At 72.2% G+C, this 21,418-nt stretch carries 19 protein-coding genes; 12 read left to right on the top strand and 7 right to left on the bottom strand.

The window, feature by feature from the left end; all coding sequences use genetic code 11:
• On the bottom strand, window positions 1-93 hold a 93-nt coding region (locus ABZ899_RS14040; RefSeq protein WP_280842533.1), incomplete at its 3' end, for a biotin carboxylase N-terminal domain-containing protein.
• A 394-nt stretch (window positions 94-487) separates the two neighbouring features.
• Here ABZ899_RS14040 and ABZ899_RS14035 point away from each other — a divergent pair.
• Complete coding sequence (locus ABZ899_RS14035; protein ID WP_361345217.1) at window positions 488-982, top strand: hypothetical protein; 495 nt, start codon at window positions 488-490, stop codon at window positions 980-982.
• Here ABZ899_RS14035 and ABZ899_RS14030 read toward each other — a convergent pair.
• Both ABZ899_RS14030 and ABZ899_RS14025 read right to left on the bottom strand, forming a co-directional pair.
• Window positions 951-1,571 carry a nucleoside triphosphate pyrophosphatase gene (locus ABZ899_RS14030; RefSeq protein WP_361345215.1) on the bottom strand — a complete coding sequence of 207 codons (621 nt, stop codon included), beginning with the start codon at window positions 1,569-1,571 and terminating at the stop codon, window positions 951-953. The genes ABZ899_RS14035 and ABZ899_RS14030 overlap by 32 nt on opposite strands.
• A gap of 31 nt (window positions 1,572-1,602) precedes the next feature.
• On the bottom strand, window positions 1,603-1,731 hold the full coding sequence (locus ABZ899_RS14025; RefSeq protein WP_086869350.1) for a hypothetical protein: 129 nt from the start codon (window positions 1,729-1,731) through the stop codon (window positions 1,603-1,605).
• A gap of 118 nt (window positions 1,732-1,849) precedes the next feature.
• On the opposite strand from ABZ899_RS14025, the gene ABZ899_RS14020 reads away from it, so the two are divergent.
• On the top strand, window positions 1,850-2,983 hold the full coding sequence (locus ABZ899_RS14020) for an SGNH/GDSL hydrolase family protein (RefSeq protein ID WP_361345214.1): 1,134 nt from the start codon (window positions 1,850-1,852) through the stop codon (window positions 2,981-2,983).
• Here ABZ899_RS14020 and ABZ899_RS14015 read toward each other — a convergent pair.
• A complete protein-coding gene (locus ABZ899_RS14015; RefSeq protein WP_361345212.1) occupies window positions 2,980-3,189 on the bottom strand; it encodes an acyl-CoA carboxylase epsilon subunit in 210 nt (69 codons plus the stop codon). The two genes, ABZ899_RS14020 and ABZ899_RS14015, sit on opposite strands and share 4 nt — an antisense overlap.
• Before the next feature lie 17 nt (window positions 3,190-3,206).
• Entirely contained in the window at window positions 3,207-4,793 is a 1,587-nt protein-coding gene (locus tag ABZ899_RS14010) for an acyl-CoA carboxylase subunit beta (protein ID WP_361345210.1), read from the bottom strand.
• A 111-nt stretch (window positions 4,794-4,904) separates the two neighbouring features.
• On the opposite strand from ABZ899_RS14010, the gene ABZ899_RS14005 reads away from it, so the two are divergent.
• The 5 genes from ABZ899_RS14005 (at window position 4,905) to hutH (ending at window position 12,371) form a co-directional block, all read left to right on the top strand.
• Entirely contained in the window at window positions 4,905-5,765 is an 861-nt protein-coding gene (locus ABZ899_RS14005) for a biotin--[acetyl-CoA-carboxylase] ligase (RefSeq protein WP_361345208.1), read from the top strand.
• Between the two features lie 203 nt (window positions 5,766-5,968).
• The gene (locus ABZ899_RS14000) at window positions 5,969-7,093 is read left to right on the top strand and encodes an adenylate/guanylate cyclase domain-containing protein (RefSeq protein WP_361345206.1); all 1,125 of its coding nucleotides are present in this window, start codon (window positions 5,969-5,971) and stop codon (window positions 7,091-7,093) included.
• Between the two features lie 1,615 nt (window positions 7,094-8,708).
• A complete protein-coding gene (locus ABZ899_RS13995; RefSeq protein WP_361345204.1) occupies window positions 8,709-9,509 on the top strand; it encodes an enoyl-CoA hydratase-related protein in 801 nt (266 codons plus the stop codon).
• 81 nt (window positions 9,510-9,590) lie between these two features.
• Complete coding sequence (locus ABZ899_RS13990) at window positions 9,591-10,739, top strand: sensor domain-containing diguanylate cyclase (RefSeq protein ID WP_361345202.1); 1,149 nt, start codon at window positions 9,591-9,593, stop codon at window positions 10,737-10,739.
• 81 nt (window positions 10,740-10,820) lie between these two features.
• Window positions 10,821-12,371: a histidine ammonia-lyase gene (hutH, locus tag ABZ899_RS13985; RefSeq protein ID WP_361345254.1), complete on the top strand. Its 1,551-nt coding sequence runs from the start codon at window positions 10,821-10,823 to the stop codon at window positions 12,369-12,371.
• 76 nt (window positions 12,372-12,447) lie between these two features.
• Here hutH and ABZ899_RS13980 read toward each other — a convergent pair whose 3' ends face one another.
• Together ABZ899_RS13980 and ABZ899_RS13975 are read right to left on the bottom strand one after the other, a co-directional pair.
• Entirely contained in the window at window positions 12,448-13,245 is a 798-nt protein-coding gene (locus ABZ899_RS13980) for a hypothetical protein (RefSeq protein ID WP_361345200.1), read from the bottom strand.
• 43 nt (window positions 13,246-13,288) lie between these two features.
• On the bottom strand, window positions 13,289-13,633 hold the full coding sequence (locus ABZ899_RS13975) for a hypothetical protein (protein ID WP_361345198.1): 345 nt from the start codon (window positions 13,631-13,633) through the stop codon (window positions 13,289-13,291).
• 109 nt (window positions 13,634-13,742) lie between these two features.
• Here ABZ899_RS13975 and ABZ899_RS13970 point away from each other — a divergent pair, with 109 nt between their 5' ends.
• From ABZ899_RS13970 to ABZ899_RS13950, 5 genes are all read left to right on the top strand, one after another.
• On the top strand, window positions 13,743-14,105 hold the full coding sequence (locus tag ABZ899_RS13970) for a hypothetical protein (protein WP_361345196.1): 363 nt from the start codon (window positions 13,743-13,745) through the stop codon (window positions 14,103-14,105).
• Between the two features lie 219 nt (window positions 14,106-14,324).
• Window positions 14,325-15,572, top strand: a complete 1,248-nt coding sequence (locus ABZ899_RS13965) for an Ig-like domain-containing protein (protein WP_361345194.1) — start codon at window positions 14,325-14,327, stop codon at window positions 15,570-15,572.
• Window positions 15,573-15,706: 134 nt separating this feature from the next.
• Entirely contained in the window at window positions 15,707-17,164 is a 1,458-nt protein-coding gene (locus ABZ899_RS13960) for an ABC transporter permease (RefSeq protein WP_361345193.1), read from the top strand.
• A 46-nt stretch (window positions 17,165-17,210) separates the two neighbouring features.
• Complete coding sequence (locus ABZ899_RS13955; protein ID WP_361345191.1) at window positions 17,211-17,894, top strand: ABC transporter ATP-binding protein; 684 nt, start codon at window positions 17,211-17,213, stop codon at window positions 17,892-17,894.
• Between the two features lie 195 nt (window positions 17,895-18,089).
• Complete coding sequence (locus ABZ899_RS13950; protein ID WP_361345189.1) at window positions 18,090-21,395, top strand: S8 family serine peptidase; 3,306 nt, start codon at window positions 18,090-18,092, stop codon at window positions 21,393-21,395.
• Window positions 21,396-21,418 lie beyond the last annotated feature (23 nt).

The raw sequence follows: 21,418 nt of genomic DNA, 5'->3' as shown, positions 1-21,418 counted from the left end.
GTAGACGGCCACGCTCGCGATCCCGGCGTCCCGGCAGGCCCGGGCCACGCGGACAGCGATTTCGCCACGGTTGGCGATGAGCACCTTGCGCACGATTGAGGCTCCCTCCTTGAAACAAGCCGAGTTTAGGGACTGCCGACACGGCACTTCGACCCGTCCCCAGTGGTGACCTTGCCCACACGGAGCGTGATTCGGGGCCGGCCCACCCTGCGAAATCCCATGTCGCGCCTCGGCACGCAGGTCTCTCCCGGAAAACCCTAGCCCTCCGCTGTGGTCAAGGTCTCTGTCATCACGTGCTGCGGGCCACTTGGTTTCTTTGTGGAATCCCTACGAATGGCCCAATGATTCTTTGCCCCCGCCCGGACCCTTGTCCCGGGGTTTACCCGTTAGTAGCGTTCGCGATGTCTCGAAACGTACTTGGGGTAACAGCGGCCGCGCCCGGATGGGCCGGGGCGGCGCTCGGTGAGCTCGGAAGTGGGTGGGACCGGTGGTGCGCAGACCGGTGGCGTGGGTCGTGGCGGTCGTGCTCTTCGTCGAGGCGCTCGGCGTCGGGGCGCTGAACTGGTTCCTCGGGATCGTCGTGGACCGCCAGGACATGTCCCTGGCCGGTCTGGATCCTGACGTGATGTCGGTGTCGTCGAAGGCGGGCGGTGTCGTCTTCGGCGCCTACTTCGCGCTGTGCGGTCTGGTGGCCCTGCTCGTGGCCCTGCGCGACCGCGCGCCGGCCGGATTCGGGCGTGTCCTGCTCATCAGCGCCGCCGTGGTGCACGCGCTGCTGGGCGCGTTCGCCTGGGGCCTGGTGGGCTGGACGGCGTTCCTCTTCATGGTCGTCGTGTTCGCCCTGATCGTGCTGGTGCTGATGACGTACGACGGTCAGGGCGCGCCCGCGAAGCCGGCCGACGCCCCGTCCGGAGGGGACGGCGACGGCTCCGCGGGCGGCGGTTCCCCGGTCACGCCTCCGCCGGCGCCCACAACTCCGTGATCCCGACACCGAGCCGGCCGAGCAGCCGCCGGACCATGGGCAGGCTGATGCCGATGACGTTGCCGTGGTCGCCCTCGATGCCGTCGATGAACGGGGCCGAACGGCCGTCCAGGGTGAACGCCCCCGCGACGTGCAGCGGTTCGCCGGAGGCCACGTAGGCGGCGATCTCGTCGTCGGTCGGCTCGCCGAAGTGGACCACCGTGGAGGCGGTCGCCGAGGAGTAGCGGCCGATGGCGGTGTCGTAGATGCAGTGGCCGGTCTGGAGGGTGCCCGCGCGGCCGCGCATGGCCTTCCAGCGTGCGGCGGCCTCCTCGATGTCGGCCGGCTTGCCGAGCGGCTGCCCGTCGAGGTCGAGGACCGAGTCGCAGCCGATCACGATCGCGCCCTGGACCTCGGGCCGTGCCGCGACGACGGAGGCCTTCGCCTCGGCCAAGGCCAGTGCCAGCTCGGCGGGGGTGGGCGCGGTGACGGCGTCCTCGTCGACGCCGCTCACGAGGACCTCGGGGCTCAGTCCGGCCTGGCGCAGGAGGTTGAGCCGGGCGGGGGACTGGGAGGCGAGGACGAGTCGGCGGCGCGGCTGATCAGTCATGCCGTCAGCGTATCGGCGGGCAGGGCCGTGCTCACCTCAGCCCGATCACGATCATCGTCAGGACCATGGCCAGTGCCATGAGAACGCCCAGCCGCCGCAACCTGTCCTGCATCTCGCGCAGTTCCTCGGGCGGCTCGTTCTCGGGGTCGGACCACAGCATGCCTTCCATCGTCGGCCGGGCGGAGCGCCCGGCGCCTGAGTACGCGTACTCAGGTTTTCTCCTAACGGTGCTACTGTGCCATTAACTAATGGGACTGTGATTCCGTTTGGAGGCTCGCGTGTTCACCACGTCCTGGAGCGCCTCGCCCCAGCTGCCCAGCGAGGGCTTCACCCCCAACTGGTCCCGGGAGGGCTTCTGGCGCCAGTCGCTGCGGCAGGCCGTCCGGCTGTCGGCGGGCGGGGAACGGCTGCGGATACGCCTCGGGCACGCGTACGGCAGCTCGCCCGTGCGGATCGCGGCCGCGAGCGTCGGCCGTACGGCACCCGGGGGGGCCGTACGGCCCGGGACGCTCACCCGGCTCACCTTCGGGGGCTCACCCGAGGCGGCCGTGCCGGAGCGCGGGGAACTCGTCAGCGACGACGTGCCGCTCGCCGTCGCCGCCGGGGAGTCGCTGACCGTCACCCTGTACTTCGACGCCGCCACCGGCCCCGCCACGTTCCACGCCCAGGCCTTCGCCGACGCCCACCGAGGCCCGGGCGACCTGACGGCGGATCCCGCGGGGGCGGGCTTCGACGAGGTCAGCGCGTCCTGGTACTTCCTGACGGCGGTGGAGACCGACGCCGGGCGCACGGACGCCGTCGCGCTCCTCGGCGACTCGATCACCGACGGGTTCGGCTCCACACCCGGCGCCGACCGGCGCTGGTCCGACGCGCTCGCCGCCCGCACCGGACGGCCCGTCCTCAACGCGGGCATCGGCGGGAACCTGCTGCTCCACGACTCCGCCTGGTACGGCGAGCGGGGCGTGGCCCGGCTGCGCCGGGACGTGCTGGAGCGGCCGGGCGTGGACACGCTGGTCGTGCTGCTCGGGCTCAACGACATCGGCTTCAGCGAGACGGACGAACAGCCCACCTACAAGCCGGCGCCCGTGGTGGAGACGGCCGAGCTGATCGCCGGGCACCGGGAGGTGCTGCGGCAGGCCCGGGCCGCCGGGCTGCGGGTGGCCGGCTGCACCCTGCTGCCGTTCGCGGGTTCCGACCACTGGGGCCGGCACGCGGCCGAGGTCAGCCGTGAGCTGAACGCGTGGATCAGCGGCTCGGGCGAGTACGACGCGGTCGTGGACCTGAACCGGGCGCTGGCCGACCCGGCGGACCCCGACCGGCTGCGGCCCGCCTACGACTTCGGCGACCACCTGCACCCGAACGACGCCGGGTACGAGGTGATGGCCGAAGCCGTCGCGGCGGCCGTCTGCTAACCGGGCCAGTACGTCCGGGCCCACGTCGACGGGCCCGGCTGCGGCAGCCGGTGTGCGGCGATGCGGGACGGGTCCGACCACCCGTCCCGCGGCTCGGGTGCGCCGGGCGGCACGGCTGACGCCGCCGCGGCGCGGGCGCGGACCACCGCCAGTGCGGCGGCCAGCTCCTCCGGTGTCGGGTTGCCCCGGAGCACCTTGATGTTCATGACGGCTCCCAGTGGGACTAGAGGGGGATGTTGCCGTGCTTCTTCGGAGGCAGGGATTCCCGCTTCGTCCGGAGCTGACGCAGGCCGCGCACGATGTGCAGACGGGTGTCGGACGGCATGATCACCGCGTCGACGTACCCGCGTTCGGCCGCGACGTACGGGTTGAGCAGGGCGTCCTCGTACTCCTGCATCAGCCTCGCGCGGGCCGCCTCCGGGTCGTCCGACTCGGCGATCGTGCGGCGGTGCAGGATGTTGACCGCGCCCTGTGCGCCCATCACGGCGATCTGGGCGGTCGGCCAGGCCAGGTTGAGGTCGGCGCCCAGGTGCTTGGAGCCCATGACGTCGTAGGCGCCGCCGAACGCCTTGCGGGTGATGACCGTGATCAGCGGGACGGTCGCCTCGGCGTACGCGTAGATCAGCTTGGCGCCGCGGCGGATGATGCCGTCGTGCTCCTGGTCCACGCCCGGCAGGAAGCCGGGGACGTCGACGAAGGTCAGCACCGGCACGTTGAAGGCGTCGCAGGTCCGCACGAACCGCGCGGCCTTCTCCGAGGCGGCGATGTCCAGGCAGCCGGCGAACTGCATCGGCTGGTTGGCGACGACACCGACGGGACGGCCCTCGACCCGGCCGAAGCCGGTGACGATGTTCGGGGCGAACAGCGCCTGCGTCTCGAAGAACTCGCCGTCGTCCAGGACGTGCTCGATCACCGCGTGCATGTCGTACGGCTGGTTCGCGCTGTCCGGCACGATCGTGTCCAGCTCGCGGTCCTCGTCCGTGACCGACAGGTCCGCCTCCTCGGGGAACGCCGGAGGCTCGGACAGGTTGTTGGACGGCAGGTACGACAGCAGCTGCTTGACGTACTCGATGGCGTCCTTCTCGTCGCCCGCCATGTGATGGGCCACGCCGGACGCCGAGTTGTGGGTGCGGGCGCCGCCCAGCTCCTCGAAGCCGACGTCCTCACCGGTGACCGTCTTGATGACGTCCGGACCGGTGATGAACATGTGCGAGGTCTGGTCGACCATCACCGTGAAGTCGGTGATCGCCGGGGAGTAGACCGCGCCGCCCGCGCACGGGCCGACGACCAGGCTGATCTGCGGGATGACACCGGAGGCGTGCGTGTTGCGGCGGAAGATCTCGCCGTACGCGCCCAGCGAGGCCACACCCTCCTGGATACGGGCGCCGCCGGAGTCGTTGATGCCGATGACCGGGCAGCCGGTCTTCAGCGCGAAGTCCATGACCTTGACGATCTTCTGGCCGTAGACCTCGCCGAGCGCGCCGCCGAAGACGGTGAAGTCCTGCGAGAACACGGCCACCGGACGGCCGTCGACCGTGCCGTAGCCGGTCACCACGCCGTCGCCGTACGGGCGGTTCTTCTCCAGCCCGAAATTGGTGGAGCGGTGCCGGGCGAACTCGTCGAGCTCGACGAAGGACCCTTCGTCGAGGAGGAGTTCGATGCGCTCACGGGCCGTCAGTTTGCCCTTGGCGTGCTGCTTCTCGACGGCGCGTGCGGAGCCGGCGTGCGTCGCTTCTCCGATGCGGCGCTGGAGATCCGCGAGCTTGCCCGCGGTGGTGTGGATGTCGATCTGCTCTTCCGGCTCGGACATCGGGATCGCGGCTCCCTGCCTGCTCAAAAGGGGGGACGGTTACTCATCCGTAGAGTAGTGGGGGGTCCGCGGATCAGCAGTGCGGCGTTTCACACACCTAGGGTGGCTTGCATGACGCCGCGAGATGCATCAGACGACAGCCGCTGGTCGGACCTGGACCGTCCGCCGCTCAACGCCGCCGCCCTGCGCCGGGGACTCGTCCGGGAGGGCGGACTCTGGCGCGACGTGCGGGTCGTGGCGCGCACCGGCTCCACCAACACCGACCTGGTGGAGCTGGCCACCAAGGGCGAGGCGGGCGAGGGCACGGTCCTGATCGCCGAGGAGCAGACGGCCGGCAAGGGCCGCCTCGACCGCGACTGGACGGCGCCGGCCCGCTCCGGGCTGTTCTTCTCCGCACTGCTGAACCCGGCCGGGGTGCCGGTGACCCGCTGGGGGTGGCTGCCGCTGCTCACGGGCGTCGCCGTGGCGACCGGGCTGTCGCGTTCCGCGGGCGTGGACACGGCACTCAAGTGGCCGAACGACCTGCTGCTGACCATCGGCGGCGAGGAGCGCAAGGCCGGCGGCATCCTGGCCGAGCGGGCCGGTGACGACGGCGTGGTCATCGGCGTCGGCATCAACGTGACGCTGCGCGCGGACGAGCTCCCGGTGCCCCAGGCGGGTTCACTGGCGCTCGCGGGCGCCGTCAGCACCGACCGGGACCCCCTGCTGCGGGCCGTGCTGCGATCCCTGGAGGAGTGGTACGGACGGTGGCGGGCCGCGTCGGGCGACCCGGTGGTCAGCGGACTCCAGGAGACGTACGCGGCCGGGTGTGCGACGTTGGGGAAACAGGTACGGGCGGAGCTGCCGGGCGACCGGGCGATCACCGGGGAGGCCGTCGCGCTCGACGGCGACGGGCGGCTCGTGATCGCGACCGGCGAGGGCGTGCAGGAGCCGGTGGGCGCCGGCGACATCGTGCACCTGCGCAGGGCGTGACGGCGGGCGTACGGACGCACGGGGGGCCAAGCGGAAGCCCGGCCGGGACGGCGTGCGCGGGATCGGATCGCGGCCGCCCGGGTACCCCACCAGCGGCGGTACGGCAGGGCCGGCTTTCCCCGGCGGAGTGAGCTGGCGCACACCTGCCGTAAAGTGAAGGCCGGTCGCTTACTCGACCGCGGCAGATCGGAAGGGCAGCAGGCGTGACCGTCGACGACACGGGCTCCGGCGGGGACGGCCGCGTGGACCCCCACGCCGCCGAACCGGGCGAGGACCCCCTCGCCCTGCGCCTGGAACAGCTCATCCTCGGCGCCGAGCGGCGCTACACGCCGTTTCAGGCGGCCCGCAGTGCCGGGGTCTCCATGGAGCTGGCCTCCCGCTTCTGGCGGGCCATGGGCTTCGCCGACATCGGGCAGGCCAAGGCGCTGACCGAGGCCGACGTGCTGGCGCTGCGGCGCCTGGCCGGTCTGGTCGAGGCGGGGCTGCTCAGCGAGGCCATGGCCGTGCAGGTGGCCCGGTCCACCGGGCAGACCACGGCCCGGCTCGCGGAGTGGCAGATCGACTCCTTCCTGGAGGGCCTGACCGAGCCCCCGGAGCCCGGCATGACCCGCACCGAGGTCACCTATCCGCTGGTCGAGCTGCTGCTGCCCGAGCTGGAGGAGTTCCTCGTCTACGTCTGGCGGCGCCAGCTGGCCGCCGCGACCGGCCGGGTCGTGCAGGCCGCCGACGACGAGGAGATGGTCGACCGGCGGCTGGCCGTGGGCTTCGCCGACCTCGTCGGCTTCACCCGGCTGACCCGCCGTATGGAGGAGGAGGAGCTCGGCGAGCTCGTCGAGGCCTTCGAGACCACGGCGGCCGACCTGGTGGCGGCGAACGGCGGACGCCTGATCAAGACGCTCGGCGACGAGGTGCTGTACGCCGCCGACGACGCGGGCGTCGCCGCGGAGATCGCGCTGCGGCTCATCGAGACGATGGCCAACGACGAGACCATGCCGGAGCTGCGGGTCGGCATCGCCTTCGGCACGGTGACCACCCGGATGGGCGATGTCTTCGGCACGACCGTGAACCTCGCCTCCCGGCTGACCTCCATAGCCCCCCGCGACGCGGTCCTCGTGGACAGCGCGTTCGCGGAGGAACTGATCCGGAGCGGCGAGGCCCCCGCCTCGGAGGCCGAGGCGGCGGAGGCGGCCGCCGCCGCCGAGAAGGAGGGCGAGGAGCCACCGGCGTACCGGTTCGCGCTCCAGCCGATGTGGCAGCGTCCCGTGCGTGGCCTCGGGGTCGTCGAACCCTGGCTGCTGACCCGCAGGACGCCCGCCGGGGAGGAGTGATCCCCGGTCCGCGGCCGTCTAGCCCTGGCCGCGGGAACCGAACAGATCGACGCAGAGCCCGATGACCGGCACGCAGACGCCGCGGTCGTCGGGCTCCGACGGTTGCGGAGCCGGTGCCGGGGACGCGGTGGGGCCGGGCGCCGGGGGGTGCTGCGGCGTCGTGGGCGCGGGCCGGGACGGCTCCGTGGCGGCCGGCGGCGCCTGAGGAGGGCGCACCGGCGTCGAGGCGTCAGCTGTCGCGCCGGGTGCGGGGGACCGCGCCTCGCTCGCCGTCGCGGTCGGCACGAGGATCGAGCCGGCAGCGGGCGTGGTGCCGGGGCCGCCCATGGCCGAGGTGGCCGACGGGCTCGGATGCGCACGGGCCGACGGGGCGAGCGTGGCGGCGGCCCGCGTGGAGCGGTCCGGACCGGTGCCGGCGTCGATGGCGAGGTCCGGCGTGTCCCCGGGGTCCGCCGGGCCCAGCCCCGGAATGCCGGTCTCGGGCGCCAGCCGTACGAGACCCAGCGCCCCGGCGGCCAGGGCCAGACCTCCGGCCGCGAGCAGGGCCTTGCGGTGCGGCCGCCGCCGGTGCCGGCCCCGGGTACCGAAGAGCCGGGCGTGCGCGGCCGTCCCGGACGCGTCGGGGGTGTCTTCGGTGACCTTCGGGTCCTGCGCTTGCGCGGCTGCGGCTGCCGCCGCGGGCGGACCCGGTGTCCTGACCGGCGGTGGGTCCTGGCGGGGCTTCCCGGTCGCGGCAGCGGCTGCCTCCGCCGGCGGGGACGACCCGGGTGTGGCACCCGTCTTCCCCGGCGGCCGCGGAGTCCTGGCTGTGGCGGTGGGCGACCCCGGGTGCTCGGCCGGGTCCGGGGTCGGCTTCGCGGCCGTGTCCCCTGCCGGCCGCGGGTCCTGGCCGGGTTTGACGGCAGCGGCGGCAGCGGCTTCTTTCGAGGGTCGGAGGGACCCGGTTGCGGTGCCCGTGTCCCCTGCCGGCCGCGGGTCCTGGCCGGGTTTGACGGCAGCGGCGGCAACAACTTCTTTCGAGGGCCGGAGGGATCCGGTTGCGGTGCCCGTGTCCCCGGCCGGCCGTGGGTCCTGGCCGGGTTTCACGGCGGCAGCGGCTTCTGTGGAGGGTCGGGGGGATCCGGTTGCGGTGCCCGTGTCCCCTGCCGGCCGTGGCGGCTCGGTGTCCGTCCCGGCGGAGGGCGGGGCCTGCCGCGCGGGCCGCGCCTCGTCCGCCGGCGGCACCGGTTCCGGAGTGCCGGCCGGGCCGGTGCCCGGGGTCCTCTGCGGCGCCCCTGTCCCGTACGTCGTGCCCTGGGCCGGCTGCGGCCTCGGCTGTCGCGCCTTGCCCGCGCCCGCTTCGGGCGCCTCCGCTATCCGGCCCGGTGCCCGTTCCTTCGGTCTGTCCGCCGTGCTGCCCATCGCGACCCCTCCCAACGCGCCCGTGCTCCCTGGGCGCCGTGGTGTCGGGCACGTTATGCGGTGCTGTGGGAGGAGGAGCGGGACTTGGGCGGGATGTCACTCGAACGGGTGTCGGGGACGGGGACGGCCCCGCGCGTGGTGGGCCTTTCCCCGGAGGGGCCGGGCTGCGATGATCGGGGCGAGTGTTGTTAACCCGCGTTAACCGGAGGGTGTCATGAGTGAGGAGCGGTTCGGGGAGTTCGTCCTGGTGCGGCGGCATGGGGACGGGCATGTCGCGGAGCTCGCCCTCGACCGGCCCAAGGCCATGAACGCCGTCTCGACGGAGATGGCCCGGTCGATCGCGGGTGCCTGCGCCGCGCTGGGCGCCGACCGTGACGTACGGGTCGTGGTGCTCACGTCCACGCACGAGCGGGCGTTCTGCGTCGGGGCGGACCTGAAGGAGCGCAACTCCTTCAGCGACGCCGACCTGGTGCGGCAGCGCCCGGTGGCGCGCGGCGCGTACACGGGCGTACTGGAGCTGCCCGTGCCGACCGTCGCGGCCGTGCACGGCTTCGCGCTCGGCGGCGGCTTCGAGCTGGCGCTGTCCTGCGACGTGATCGTGGCCGACCCCACGGCCGTGGTGGGCCTGCCCGAGGTGTCGGTCGGCGTGATCCCCGGGGGCGGCGGCACACAGCTGCTGCCGCGCCGGGTCGGGGCCGCCCGCGCGGCCGAGCTGATCTTCACCGCGCGCCGGGTCGAGGCCCCCGAGGCCCGTGAGCTGGGCCTGGTCGACGTGCTCGTCGAGGAGGGGCGCGACCGCGAGGAGGCGCTGGCGCTGGGCGCCCGGATGGCCGCCAACTCGCCGGTCGGGCTGCGGGCCGCGAAGAAGGCCCTGCGCCTGGGCTTCGGGCTGGATCTGCCGGCCGGCCTGGAGGTCGAGGACGCGGCCTGGCGGTCGGTGGCCTTCTCGGGGGACCGCGCGGAGGGCGTGGCCGCCTTCAACGAGAAGCGCAAGCCCCGGTGGCCGGGGGAGTGACCGGCGCGGCGGAGTCCCGGTGAGCGCCCCGTTCGCCACACCAATGTCCCAAAGAAGGGCAAAGCTCCCTAGCCTGGGGTGATGGGTGAGGACAGACGGCTCGCGGCCGTGGTCGCGTTGGCCCAGGGGATGGCGGCGGCGCACACCGCGCGTGAGTCCTGGCGGGCGGCGGCACTCGGGGCGTGCCGGGCGCTGGCGGGGAGCTTCGCCGCGCTGTCGGTGTGGGAGCGGGAGCTCGGGCGGCTGCGGGTCCTCGTGAACGTCGGGGACCGCACCCAGGGCGAGGAGGAGTTCCCCGCCGAGGAGACGTATCCCGTCCACCAGTTCCCGGAGATCACCGAGTTCCTGCACGAGCGGTGGGCCGCCGGCGGCGAGCCCGACGCCTGGGTGGAGACGGCCGAGGGGCCCGCCGCGGGCCACCCCGGGTACTGCCACCAGCGGGTCGCCGCGCTGCGGCGCCGCGGCCGGGGCTGCTGTGTGGTCGCGCCGATCGTGCTGCACGGGCGGGCCTGGGGGGAGCTCTATGTGGCGCGCCCGGCGGGGGTCCCCGTCTTCGACCGGGGCGACGCCGACTTCGCGACCGTGCTGGCCTCGGTGGTGGCCGCCGGGCTCGCGCAGAGCGAGCGGCTGGAGGAGGCCCGGCGGCTGGCGTTCACCGACTCCCTCACCGGACTGGCCAACCGCCGCGCCGTCGATGTGCGGCTGGAGGAGGCCGTCGAGCGGCATCGCGCGGACGGGGTCGTCGTCTCCCTCGTCGTGTGCGATCTGAACGGGCTCAAGCGGGTCAACGACACCCAGGGCCACGCCGTCGGCGACCGGCTGCTGGAGCGGTTCGGGTCGGTGCTGTCGCTGTGCGGGGCCATGCTCCCGGGCGCGCTCGCCGCCCGCCTCGGCGGGGACGAGTTCTGTCTGCTGGCCGTCGGCTCCCCGGCGGACGACGTGGTCAAGGCCGCCGACGAGCTGTGCCGCAGGGCGGCCGAGCTGGAACTGGGCGAGGGGGTGGCGTGCGGGGTCGCGTCCACCGAGGACCCGATCGGACCGGTGCGCAGCGCCCGGCGGCTGTTCCGGCTCGCGGACGCCGCCCAGTACCGTGCCAAGGCGCTGCGGGCCGAGCGGCCCGTGGTCGCGGGGCGCGAGGGGCCGGACGATCCGGTGCTGCGGCTCGCCGACACCGAGCCCTCCGGGGAGGGCGCCCTGGAGCGGCGGCGGTTCCGCGGGCGGCTGCCGTGACCGGCGCCGCCCGGTAAGGGGTGGAACGGCCACCCACTAGTGACATCTTCATCTTCACTGCGTACGCTCCTGAATATGGATATGCACACTGTGGTGGTGGGGACGTCCGGGGTCACCGCGTCCGACGTCCTCGCCGTGGCACGCGGCGGAGCCCGCGTCGAGCTGTCGTCGCAGGCGCTCGCGGCCCTCGCCGCCGCGCGCGAGATCGTGGACGCGCTGGCGGCCAAGCCCGAGCCCGTCTACGGCGTCTCCACCGGTTTCGGCGCCCTCGCGACCCGCCACATCAGCCCGGAGCTGCGGGCCCAGCTGCAGCGCAACATCGTCCGCTCGCACGCCGCGGGCATGGGCCCCCGGGTGGAGCGGGAGGTCGTCCGGGCGCTGATGTTCCTGCGCCTGAAGACCGTCTGCTCGGGCCACACGGGCGTACGGCCGGAGGTCGCGCAGACCATGGCCGACGTCCTCAACGCCGGGATCACGCCCGTCGTCCACGAGTACGGCTCCCTCGGCTGCTCCGGTGACCTCGCCCCGCTGTCGCACTGCGCCCTCACACTGATGGGCGAAGGTGACGCCGAGGGCCCCGACGGCGTCGTGCGGCCCGCCCGCGACCTCCTCGCCGCGCACGGCATCCAGCCCGTCGAACTGCGCGAGAAGGAGGGCCTCGCCCTCCTCAACGGCACCGACGGCATGCTCGGCATGCTGATCATGGCCCTCGCCGACCTGGACACGCTCTACAAGTCCGCCGACGTCACCGCCGCCCTGTCGCTGGAGGCGCTCCTCGGCACCGACCGGGTGCTGGCGCCCGAGCTGCACGCCATCCGCCCGCACCCCGGGCAGGGCGCGTCCGCCGCCAACATGGCCGCCGTGCTGAAGGGTTCGGAGCTCACCGGGCACCACCAGGAGGACGCGCCCCGCGTCCAGGACGCCTACTCCGTGCGCTGCGCCCCGCAGGTCGCCGGCGCCGGGCGGGACACGATGGCGCACGCCCGGCTGGTCGCCGAGCGCGAACTCGCCGCGGCCGTCGACAATCCGGTGGTGCTGCCCGGGGGCACCGAGGGAGGGCGCGTGGAGTCCAACGGCAACTTCCACGGGGCGCCCGTCGCCTATGTGCTCGACTTCCTCGCCATCGCCGCCGCCGACCTCGCGTCCATCGCCGAGCGCCGCACCGACCGGCTGCTGGACAAGAACCGCAGCCACGGGCTGCCGCCGTTCCTGGCCGACGACGCCGGTGTCGACTCGGGCCTGATGATCGCCCAGTACACGCAGGCCGCCCTGGTCAGCGAGATGAAGCGGCTGGCCGTGCCCGCCTCGACGGACTCGATCCCGTCGTCCGCCATGCAGGAGGACCACGTCTCGATGGGCTGGTCGGCGGCCCGCAAGCTGCGCACCGCCGTCGGCAACCTCGCGCGTGTCCTCGCCGTCGAGCTGTACGCGGCCACGCGCGCGATAGAGCTGCGCGACGGGCTCACCCCGGCACCGGCCTCCCGCGAGGTCATCGGCGCCGTCCGGGCGGCGGGCGTCCAGGGTGCCGGGCCCGACCGGTTCCTGGCCCCCGACCTCGCCGCGGCGGACGCCTTCGTGCGCACCGGGCAGCTGGTCGCGGCCGTGGAGAAGGTCACCGGCCCGCTCCTGTGAACCGGCGGCCGTCCCCGTGACGGCGAGAGGGGCCCTGCCGCGTGCGGCAGGGCCCCTCGTCGTGTACCGGACCGGATTACTTCAGCTTGGCGGTCTGCGCCTCGACGAGGGCGGCGGGGACGGTGTACGGCTTGCCCGTCATCATCAGGCCGATGTTGATCGTGTGGTAGGTGACGATCGTCGAACCGTGCCGCACCACCTGGGCGTGCGTGGTGGACTTCTCGCCCTCCTCGTCGCTCACCACCGTGAACGCCACCGACTCGTCGCCGGCGCCGGACGCCTTCTCCGAGGTGACCTTGGTGACCTTCTGCTCGGCGCCCTGCGTGGCCGTGGAGAAGCCGCCGGCGCAGCCGTCCACCGCGTCCGACACGGACTTGAAGGTCTGCTCGGCGCCGTCACCGTCGTACGACGACAGGCTCACCGCCGTCATGTCGAGGCTCATCGCGGAGGTCAGCGAATCCTCGATCTCACCCTCCGTCAGGTCCTCCAGGGCCTTGGAGGCGTCGGCGCTGGGCTTCTTCTCCTGCGTGGCGAGGACGGAGGCGCTCGCCGCCGCGTCGCCGGGCGCCAGACCGGCCATGGCGTAGGCGATCGGCGCGCACTTGGCGTCCGCGGCCTTCACCTCGTCCTTGGACTTCGGCAGTTTCTTGCCGGAGGCGTCCACCGTGAAACCCTCGACATCGCCCTGAGCGATGATCGACTTCTTGAGCTCCGCGGCGCTGAGCGCCTTGGCGGCCTTCGTGTCCTTCGCGGTCTGCCCGTCAGAGCCGTTCGACGCGTCGTCAGACCCCCCACCGCAACCCGTGACAAGGGCGAGCGACAGCGCGCTCACGGCAACCGTGGCGGCTACACGCACGCCCGATGATCTCTTCATGATCGGGACTATGAACGGCGAGTCAAAGAATCGTCAAGACATTTTAGAACCCGAGATGTTCGCGGCGCACCGAGTAGGCGACGAAGCCCGCGCCGAGCGCGAGGAAGGCGGTCCCGCCCACGATGTACGGGGTGGTGTCGAAGCTTCCGGTATCGGCGAGCCGGGTGTCCTGTGCGGTCTCGGCGGTGCCGTCCGCGCCGGTGGAGGCGGCGCGCGCCTGCTGGGTGACCTGGACGGAAGGGGCCGCCGTGGGTTCCGTTCTCGCCGGTTCCCCGCCCGTGGCGTTGGCGGAGGGCACGAACCACAGGGCGCCCAGCAGGGCTCCCGCGGCGGTGGCGGTCAGCAGCGATCGGCGTGCGGTGGACGACGATCGGTGAGCGGCGGACACGGAATATCGATCCCCTTGCGCTACTGGCGAATTGGCCGTGTGGGCCGATGGTAGTGAAAGTCGCGGGTCACGGGAAAGTCACGGGGGAAATGAGCCGTACGCTCCAGGTATGAGTACACCGGAAAACACACGCTTTGTACGGCTTCGTCTGGAGCTCGTCCTGGAAGTGGCCGACGAGGCGGCCGTGCGGGCCGCCGCGCTGGGGCGCATCGAGGACGAGGCGGCCGAGGGCGGCCTGCCCGACGACGAGCGGGCACACGCCGAGACCGTTGTGACGGAAGACACTGCGGAGGCGCTGGCCTATCTCGTGGATCCGTTCGACCTGGTCAGTGAGGTGCCGGGGATCGAGCTCGCCCAGGCCTCCTGGTCGACCGAGGCCATCGACTACGACCCGCATTCGCCCGAGTGGGACCTCGGCGGGGATGATGGCGAGGAGGACTTCGACGACGAAGAGCCCACGCGGGCCGGCTGAGGCGTCTTGGGGAAATCGTGACCCCGGGCGGCAACCGCCGCCCGGGGTTGTGTCGTCTCATGGGGGCGTGCACCGCGATCAGCACCACCGGCCACGACCGAGGTGGTGTGCCCCACACATGGCAGGGATGTGGAACGGGACGGACCGGTCGTGGCGTTGAAGATCCTTGACGGGGCTCTCGGGCGTTTTGGGGATTCGGGAACGATGGAGAAGCGTGTGATGACGAACAGCAAGCGGCGCAAGGGCCTGGCGGCCGCGTCCGCTCTGCTCGGCGGTGTCCTGGTGCTCTCGGCCTGCTCGGGCGGTGACGCCGACGCCTCCGGCGGCGGCGGCGACACCTCGCAGGCCAAGGTCGACGAGGCCGCCGCCAAGAAGACCTCCGAGGCGCAGATCAAGATCACGCCGAAGGACGGCACCGACAACGCCTCCATCAACAGCTCCGCCGCCGTCACCGTGAGCAAGGGCTCACTCACGGACGTGAAGATGACGACCGCCGACGGCGCCGCCGTCGAGGGCCGGATATCCGCCGACAAGAAGAGCTGGAAGCCCAGCGGCCCGCTGCAGCGCTCGACCACCTACAAGATCACGGTGACCGCGAAGGACGCCAAGGGCCTCGAAGCCCACGAGAACGGCTCCTTCACCACCGTCTCCCCGGACAACAGCTTCCTCGGCTACTTCACGCCGGAGGACGGCTCCACCGTCGGCGTCGGGATGCCCGTCTCGATCAACTTCGACAAGGCGATCACCAACAAGGCCGCCGTGCAGAAGGCCGTCTCCGTCAACTCCACCAGCGGCCAGGAAGTCGTCTGCCACTGGTTCAACGACAAGCGCATGGACTGCCGCCCCCAGGACTACTGGAAGGAAGGCTCCACGGTCACCCTGAAGATGGCCCTGGACGGCGTCGAGGGCGCCGCCGGCGTCTACGGCGTCCAGCAGAAGACGGTCACCTTCACGATCGGCCGCAACCAGGTCTCCTACGTCGACGCGAAGACCAAGCAGATGCGCGTCACGCAGGACGGCAAGGTCGTCAAGACCATCCCGATCTCGGCCGGCTCCCCGGAGAACAAGACGTACGAAGGCGTCATGGTGATGTCGGAGAAGTTCAAGGAGACGCGCATGAACGGCGCGACCGTGGGCTTCACGGACGACGACGGCAAGGGCGAGTACGACATCAAGGACGTGCCGCACGCCATCCGCCTGTCCACCTCCGGCACCTTCATCCACGGCAACTACTGGGGCGCCAAGTCCATCTTCGGCAGCGTGAACACCAGCCACGGCTGTGTCGGCCTGTCCGACACCAAGGGCGCCAACGACAAGGGCACCGCCGGCTACTGGTTCTTCAACAACTCCATCGTCGGTGACGTCGTCGTCGTCCGGAACACCGGCGACAAGACCATCGCCCCGGACAACGGCCTCAACGGCTGGAACCTCGACTGGGCCCAGTGGAAGGCCGGTTCGGCCGTCTGAGCCACACCGTCCCCCGCACGACCCGATGCCGCCCCCAGGGGCGGCATCGGCGTTTCCGGGCCGCGCGGGCCTTCTCATCCGTCTCTTATCGCGGCCTTATCGCTTCATCAGGCGCGGCCCTTAGCTTGCGGCGCATGTTCTTCACCTACCTGAGGCGCGAACTGCGCCGCCGCAGAAAGGCGGCCCTCGTCGTCGCCTCCGGGCTCGCGCTGGGCATCGCGCTGGTCATCCTGGTCACCTCGGTGTCCTCCGGCATGAGCAAGGCCCAGGACAAGGTCCTGCAGTCCCTGTACGGCCTGGGCACGGACATGACCGTCACCAAGGCCGCCGAGCCCGCGTCGAGCGCCTCGGAGCGCCCGCGCTTCCGGTTCGACGCCCGGGACGACGACTCCGGCGGGGAGCAGTCCAGCGACCGCGTCATGGTCCAGGGCTTCCAGACGCTGCCCGCCTCCACCGTCACCGAGGTCGGCGGGCAGGACGGTGTCGCCGACGCGGTCGGCGGACTGAGCCTGCAAGTCCTCAAGGTGAGCGGCGAGTTCACCCGCGGCCAGTTCCAGCAGGACCCGAACGACGGGCCGCCCGGGCAGAGCGGCACCGGGCAGCCGCAGGGCGAAGTGCGCGGAGGCGGCGCCGACTTCGACGTCAACACCTACTCCGTCTACGGCGCCGACGTCACCCGGACCGGCCTCGGCCCCCTGACCTCCTCGAAGATCACCAGCGGCCGTACCTTCAAGGCGACGGAGACCGACGCCAAGGTGGTGATCGCCGACACCTCCTACGCCAAGGAGAAGAAGCTCAAGGCCGGCTCGACCGTCACGGTCAAGGGCACCAAGTTCACGGTCATCGGCATCGCCACGCCCGACAGCGGGGACGCGGCCGCCAACCTGTACATGCCGCTGAAGCGGGCGCAGACCCTCGCCGACGCCAAGGACAAGGTCACCACCGTCTATGTGCAGGCCACCGACTCCCAGCACATCGACGCCGTCAAGTCGGCCATCCAGAAGAACGTCTCCGGTACGACGGTGACGACCTCCGCCGACCTCGCGGACACGGTGTCCGGCTCCCTGTCGACGGCGTCCTCGCTCGCCACCCGCGTCGGCACCTGGCTGTCCGTCGCGGTGCTCGTGACCGCGTTCCTGGTGGCCGGACTGCTGACCTCCTCGGCGGTCTCGCGCCGGGTGCGGGAGTTCGGCACGCTCAAGGCGCTCGGCTGGAAGTCGGGCCGGGTGACCCGGCAGGTGGTCGGCGAGGCGGTCGTCAACGGGCTGCTCGGCGGCGTCCTGGGCATCGCGGTCGGCCTGGCCGGCGCCTACGCGGTGACCGCGGTCAGCCCGACACTCCAGGCGGAACTGGGCGGCGGCCCCGGGGGCGGCGGCCTGGGCGGACCCGGCGGCGGAGGCGGCTTCGTCGGCGGTCCCGGGCGGGAGAGCGCGTCCCGGACGCTCGAGGTCGCCCTGACCGCCCCGGTCAGCCTCACCACGGTGGGCCTGGCGGTCGGCCTCGCGGTGGCGGGCGGCCTGATCGCGGGCGCGTTCGGTGGCTGGCGGGCCTCGCGGCTGCGCCCCGCGGACGCCCTGCGCCGCGTCGCGTAGCGGCCGGGAACGACGCGCACCACCCCGACCCGAACCAGGAGCCACCATGTACGAACTCAGAAACGTCACCAAGCGCTACACCCGCGGCAAGGACACCGTCCTCGCCCTCGACGGGATCGACCTCACCATCCCGGACGGCGACCGGCTCGTCATCCAGGGCCCCACCGGCGGCGGGAAGTCCACGCTGCTGCAGATGCTCGGCGGCCTCGACCGGCCGACCTCGGGCGAGGTCGTCCTCGACGGCACCGACCTGGCGGGGCTCCCCGAGGCCCGGCTGACCCGGGTCCGCAGCGAGACCATCGGATTCGTCTTCCAGTCCTTCAACCTCATCCCCACCCTCACCGCCCAGGAGAACGTCGAGACCGCGCTCGTCCCGCTCGGCCTGAAGGCCCGCGAGCGGCGTGAGCGGGCCGCCGAGGCGCTGGACTCCGTGGGCCTCGGCGAGCGGCTGGGCCATCTGCCGTCCGAGATGTCCGGCGGGCAGCAGCAGCGCGTGGCCGTCGCCCGCGCCCTCGTGAAACGGCCCAAGGTGCTGCTCGCCGACGAACCCACCGGAAACCTCGACGAGTCGATGCGCGACGAGATCATGGAGGTGCTCGAACGCATGTGGCAGGAGCTGGGGCTGACGTTCATCCTGGTCACCCATGACTCGGCGATCGCGCGGAAGGCCCCGCGGCTGGCGACCATCCGCAAGGGACGCATCACTGTCAAGGAGAACGCCAAGGCCTGACCCGGCGACTGCGTAACGGAGTTGGGCAGGTCACGTAACAGTCGCCCGGTGCGCCCGCCAACTCCCCCCGCTCCCTTGAGTCGTGAGATCGCCCCTCGGCATACTGCGTGATCCGGGGGGCGACGCGCATGCGTACGGGACCACCCCTGGACGGGTGAACGGGTAACCCACCCGGATCTTCTGCAAGGGGGAAACTTGCGCAGACACGTCAGACGAGCATGCGTGGCCGCCGTCGCCTCGGCGGCCGCCCTCGCCCTCACCGCGGGAACGACCGGCCCCGCGTCCGCCCAGCCGGAGCGGCGCCCGTCGGGCGCCGCCTCCGCCCCGTCCCCGCACCGCGTCACCCTGATCACGGGCGACCGGGTCTCGGTCGACGCCAAGGGCCGGGTCGTCGGCCTGGAGCGGGCGAAGGGGCGCACCCACATACCCGTCCAGATACGCAGGGTCGACGGGCACACCCTCGTGATACCGGCCGACGCCGTCAGGCTGGTCGCCGACGGCACGCTCGACCGGCGCCTGTTCGACGTGACCGAGCTGACGAGGTCGCGCACCGGCGCCTCCGGCGCCAAGGGCCCGAAGGTCATCGTCGGCTACCGGGGGGCCGCCGCCGGCGCCAAGGCGGACGTCCGCGACGCGGGCACCCTGCGCCGCACCCTGAAGTCCCTCAACGCGGACGCCGTGCAGACCACCGACCAGGGCGCCCCCGGGCTGTGGGACGCGCTCACCGACGGCGACCGGACCGCCTCCGGCATCGCGCACGTCTGGCTCGACGGTGTCCGCAGGGCCAGCCTCGACAAGTCCGTCGCGCAGATCGGCGCCCCCAAGGCGTGGGCGGCCGGCTACGACGGCAAGGGCGTCAAGATCGCCGTCCTGGACACCGGGGTCGACGCGACCCACCCGGACCTCAAGGACCAGGTGGTCGCCGCCAAGAACTTCAGCCCCGCCCCGGACACCGGCGACAAGGTCGGGCACGGCACCCACGTCGCGTCCATCGCGGCGGGCACCGGAGCCAAGTCCGGCGGGAAGTACAAGGGCGTCGCGCCCGGCGCCGGCATCCTCAACGGCAAGGTCCTCGACGACGAGGGCTACGGCGACGACTCCAGCATCCTCGCGGGCATGGAGTGGGCCGCCGACCAGGGCGCGCAGATCGTCAACATGAGCCTGGGCGGCACCGACACCCCCGAGGTCGACCCCCTGGAGGCGGCGGTCGACAAGCTGTCCGCCGAGAAGGGCGTCCTGTTCACCATCGCCGCGGGCAACGCGGGCCCGGAGTCGATCGGTTCTCCCGGCAGCGCGGACGCCGCGCTCACCGTCGGCGCCGTCGACGACAAGGACGCCCTCGCGCCCTGGTCCAGCACCGGCCCCCGGGCCGGCGACGGGGCGGTCAAGCCGGACGTGACCGCTCCCGGCGTGGACATCACGGCCGCCTCCGCCAAGGGCAGCGCCATCGCGCAGGAGGTCGGGGAGAACCCGCCCGGCTATGTGACCATCGAGGGCACCTCGATGGCGACCCCGCACGTGGCGGGCGCGGCGGCGATCCTCAAGCAGCAGCACCCGGACTGGACCTACACCGAGCTGAAGGGCGCCCTCACCGCCTCCGCCAAGGGCGGCGCGTACACGCCGTTCCAGCAGGGCGCGGGCCGCGTCCAGGTCGACAAGGCCATCAAGCAGAACGTCATCGCCGAGCCGGTGTCGGTGGGCTTCGGCACCCAGCAGTGGCCGCACACCGACGACAAGCCGGACACCCGGAAGCTGACGTACCGCAACCTCGGCACCAAGGACGTCACGCTCCAGCTCGCCGTGACGGCCACCGACCCCAAGGGGCACGCCGCCCCGGCGGGCTTCTTCGCACTGGGCGCGACCGAGGTGACGGTCCCGGCGGGCGGCAGGGCCACGGTGGACTTCACCGTCGACACCCGGCTGGGCGGCACCCTGGACGGCGCCTACTCCGCGTACGTGACGGCGACGGGCGGCGGGCAGAGCGTCCGTACGGCCGCCGCGGTCCAGCGCGAGGTGGAGTCGTACGACGTCACCGTCAAGCACATCGGCCGCGACGGCAAGCCCGCGCCCGAGTACAACACGGCCCTGATCGGCTTCTCCGGCCTGGCGAGCGAGCGCGCCTACCAGGTGCCGACGACCCCCTCCGGCACGGTCAGGCTGCGGGTGCCCAAGGGCGCGTACCTGATGGACGCCTGGATCGCCAAGGACTGGGTGACCCTGGAGGGCGGCCTCGACTGGGTGGTCCAGCCCAAGCTGAACGTCACCCGGAACACCACCCTGACCATCGACGCGCGCACCACGAGATCGGCCGACATCACCGTGCCGGACCCGCGGGCCACACCGGTGTTCGCCTCGTCCGGCTACTTCTACGACACGGCGGGCATCGGCTTCGGCGTCGGCCTCGGCTCCTTCGCCGACCTGCGCATGGCCCACCTGGGCCCGGAGGTCGCCGGCGGTCTGACCCAGACCTGGAACGCCCAGTACACCAAGGGCGCGGCCACCGAGTACGACGTCGCCACCGCGGCCAAGGTCAAGAAGATCCAGGGCGACAAGGTCCGCCACTTCACGGCGGGCGAGTTCGCCAAGGTGACCAATGGCCTCGGCGCCGCCGCCCCCGGCAAGACCGGTGCCCTGCTGCCCGTGGGCTTCCTCCCCGACGACGTCGTCTTCGCCACGCCGGTGGAGCAGAAGCTGCCCGGCACCCGGACGCTGTACCTGTCGACGTCCGACAGGATCCAGTGGACGTTCGACATGGAGCAGTACTCCGGGCGGAACGCCGACGGCCTCCGGATCGTGGACGCCTTCTACACGCTGGGCGACCCGCAGACCTTCACGGCGGGCAAGAGCTACACGAAGACGTTCAACACGGCCGTCTTCGGCCCGCACATCAACAAGGACTACGGCCTGTTCCGCGACGGGAACGAGATCTACGGCTTCCTGCCGCTGTTCGCCGACGCCAACAAGCACGCCGGGTCGTCCGACGTCACCTCGGTCACCACGAACCTCTACCGCAACGGCACCCGGATCGGCACCAACGACGATCCGCTGCTCGGGGAGACGTTCAAGGTGCCCGCGGCGGACGCGGAGTACCGGCTGACGACCTCGGTGAAGCGGAGCGTCAAGGTCGCCGCCGCCTCCACCCGGATCGACGCGAGCTGGACCTTCCGTTCCAAGAAGCCGTCCGGTGACCAGGTGGCCCTTCCGGTCTCCACCGTGCGGTTCGGCGCCGGCACCGGGCTGGACAGCCGGGTGGACGCCGGCAAGAAGGTCACCTTCCCGGTCACCGTCGTCGGCGCCGCGGCCGGCCGCAACCTGAAGTCGCTGCACGTCTACGTGTCGTACGACTACGGCCAGACCTGGAAGAAGCTCGACGTGCGGAACGGGAAGATCACCGTGACGAACCCCGCGAAGGGCAAGGGGATCTCCTTCCACGGCAAGGTCGCCGACAAGAAGGGCAACAAGGCGACGATCTCGATCTACAACGCCTACTACGGCAAGTAGCGCCCGCACGCAGGGCCCTGATG

The organism is Streptomyces sp. NPDC046859 (assembly GCF_040645135.1).
Taxonomy (GTDB): domain Bacteria; phylum Actinomycetota; class Actinomycetes; order Streptomycetales; family Streptomycetaceae; genus Streptomyces.
This window is presented reverse-complemented; position numbering and strand designations above follow the sequence as displayed.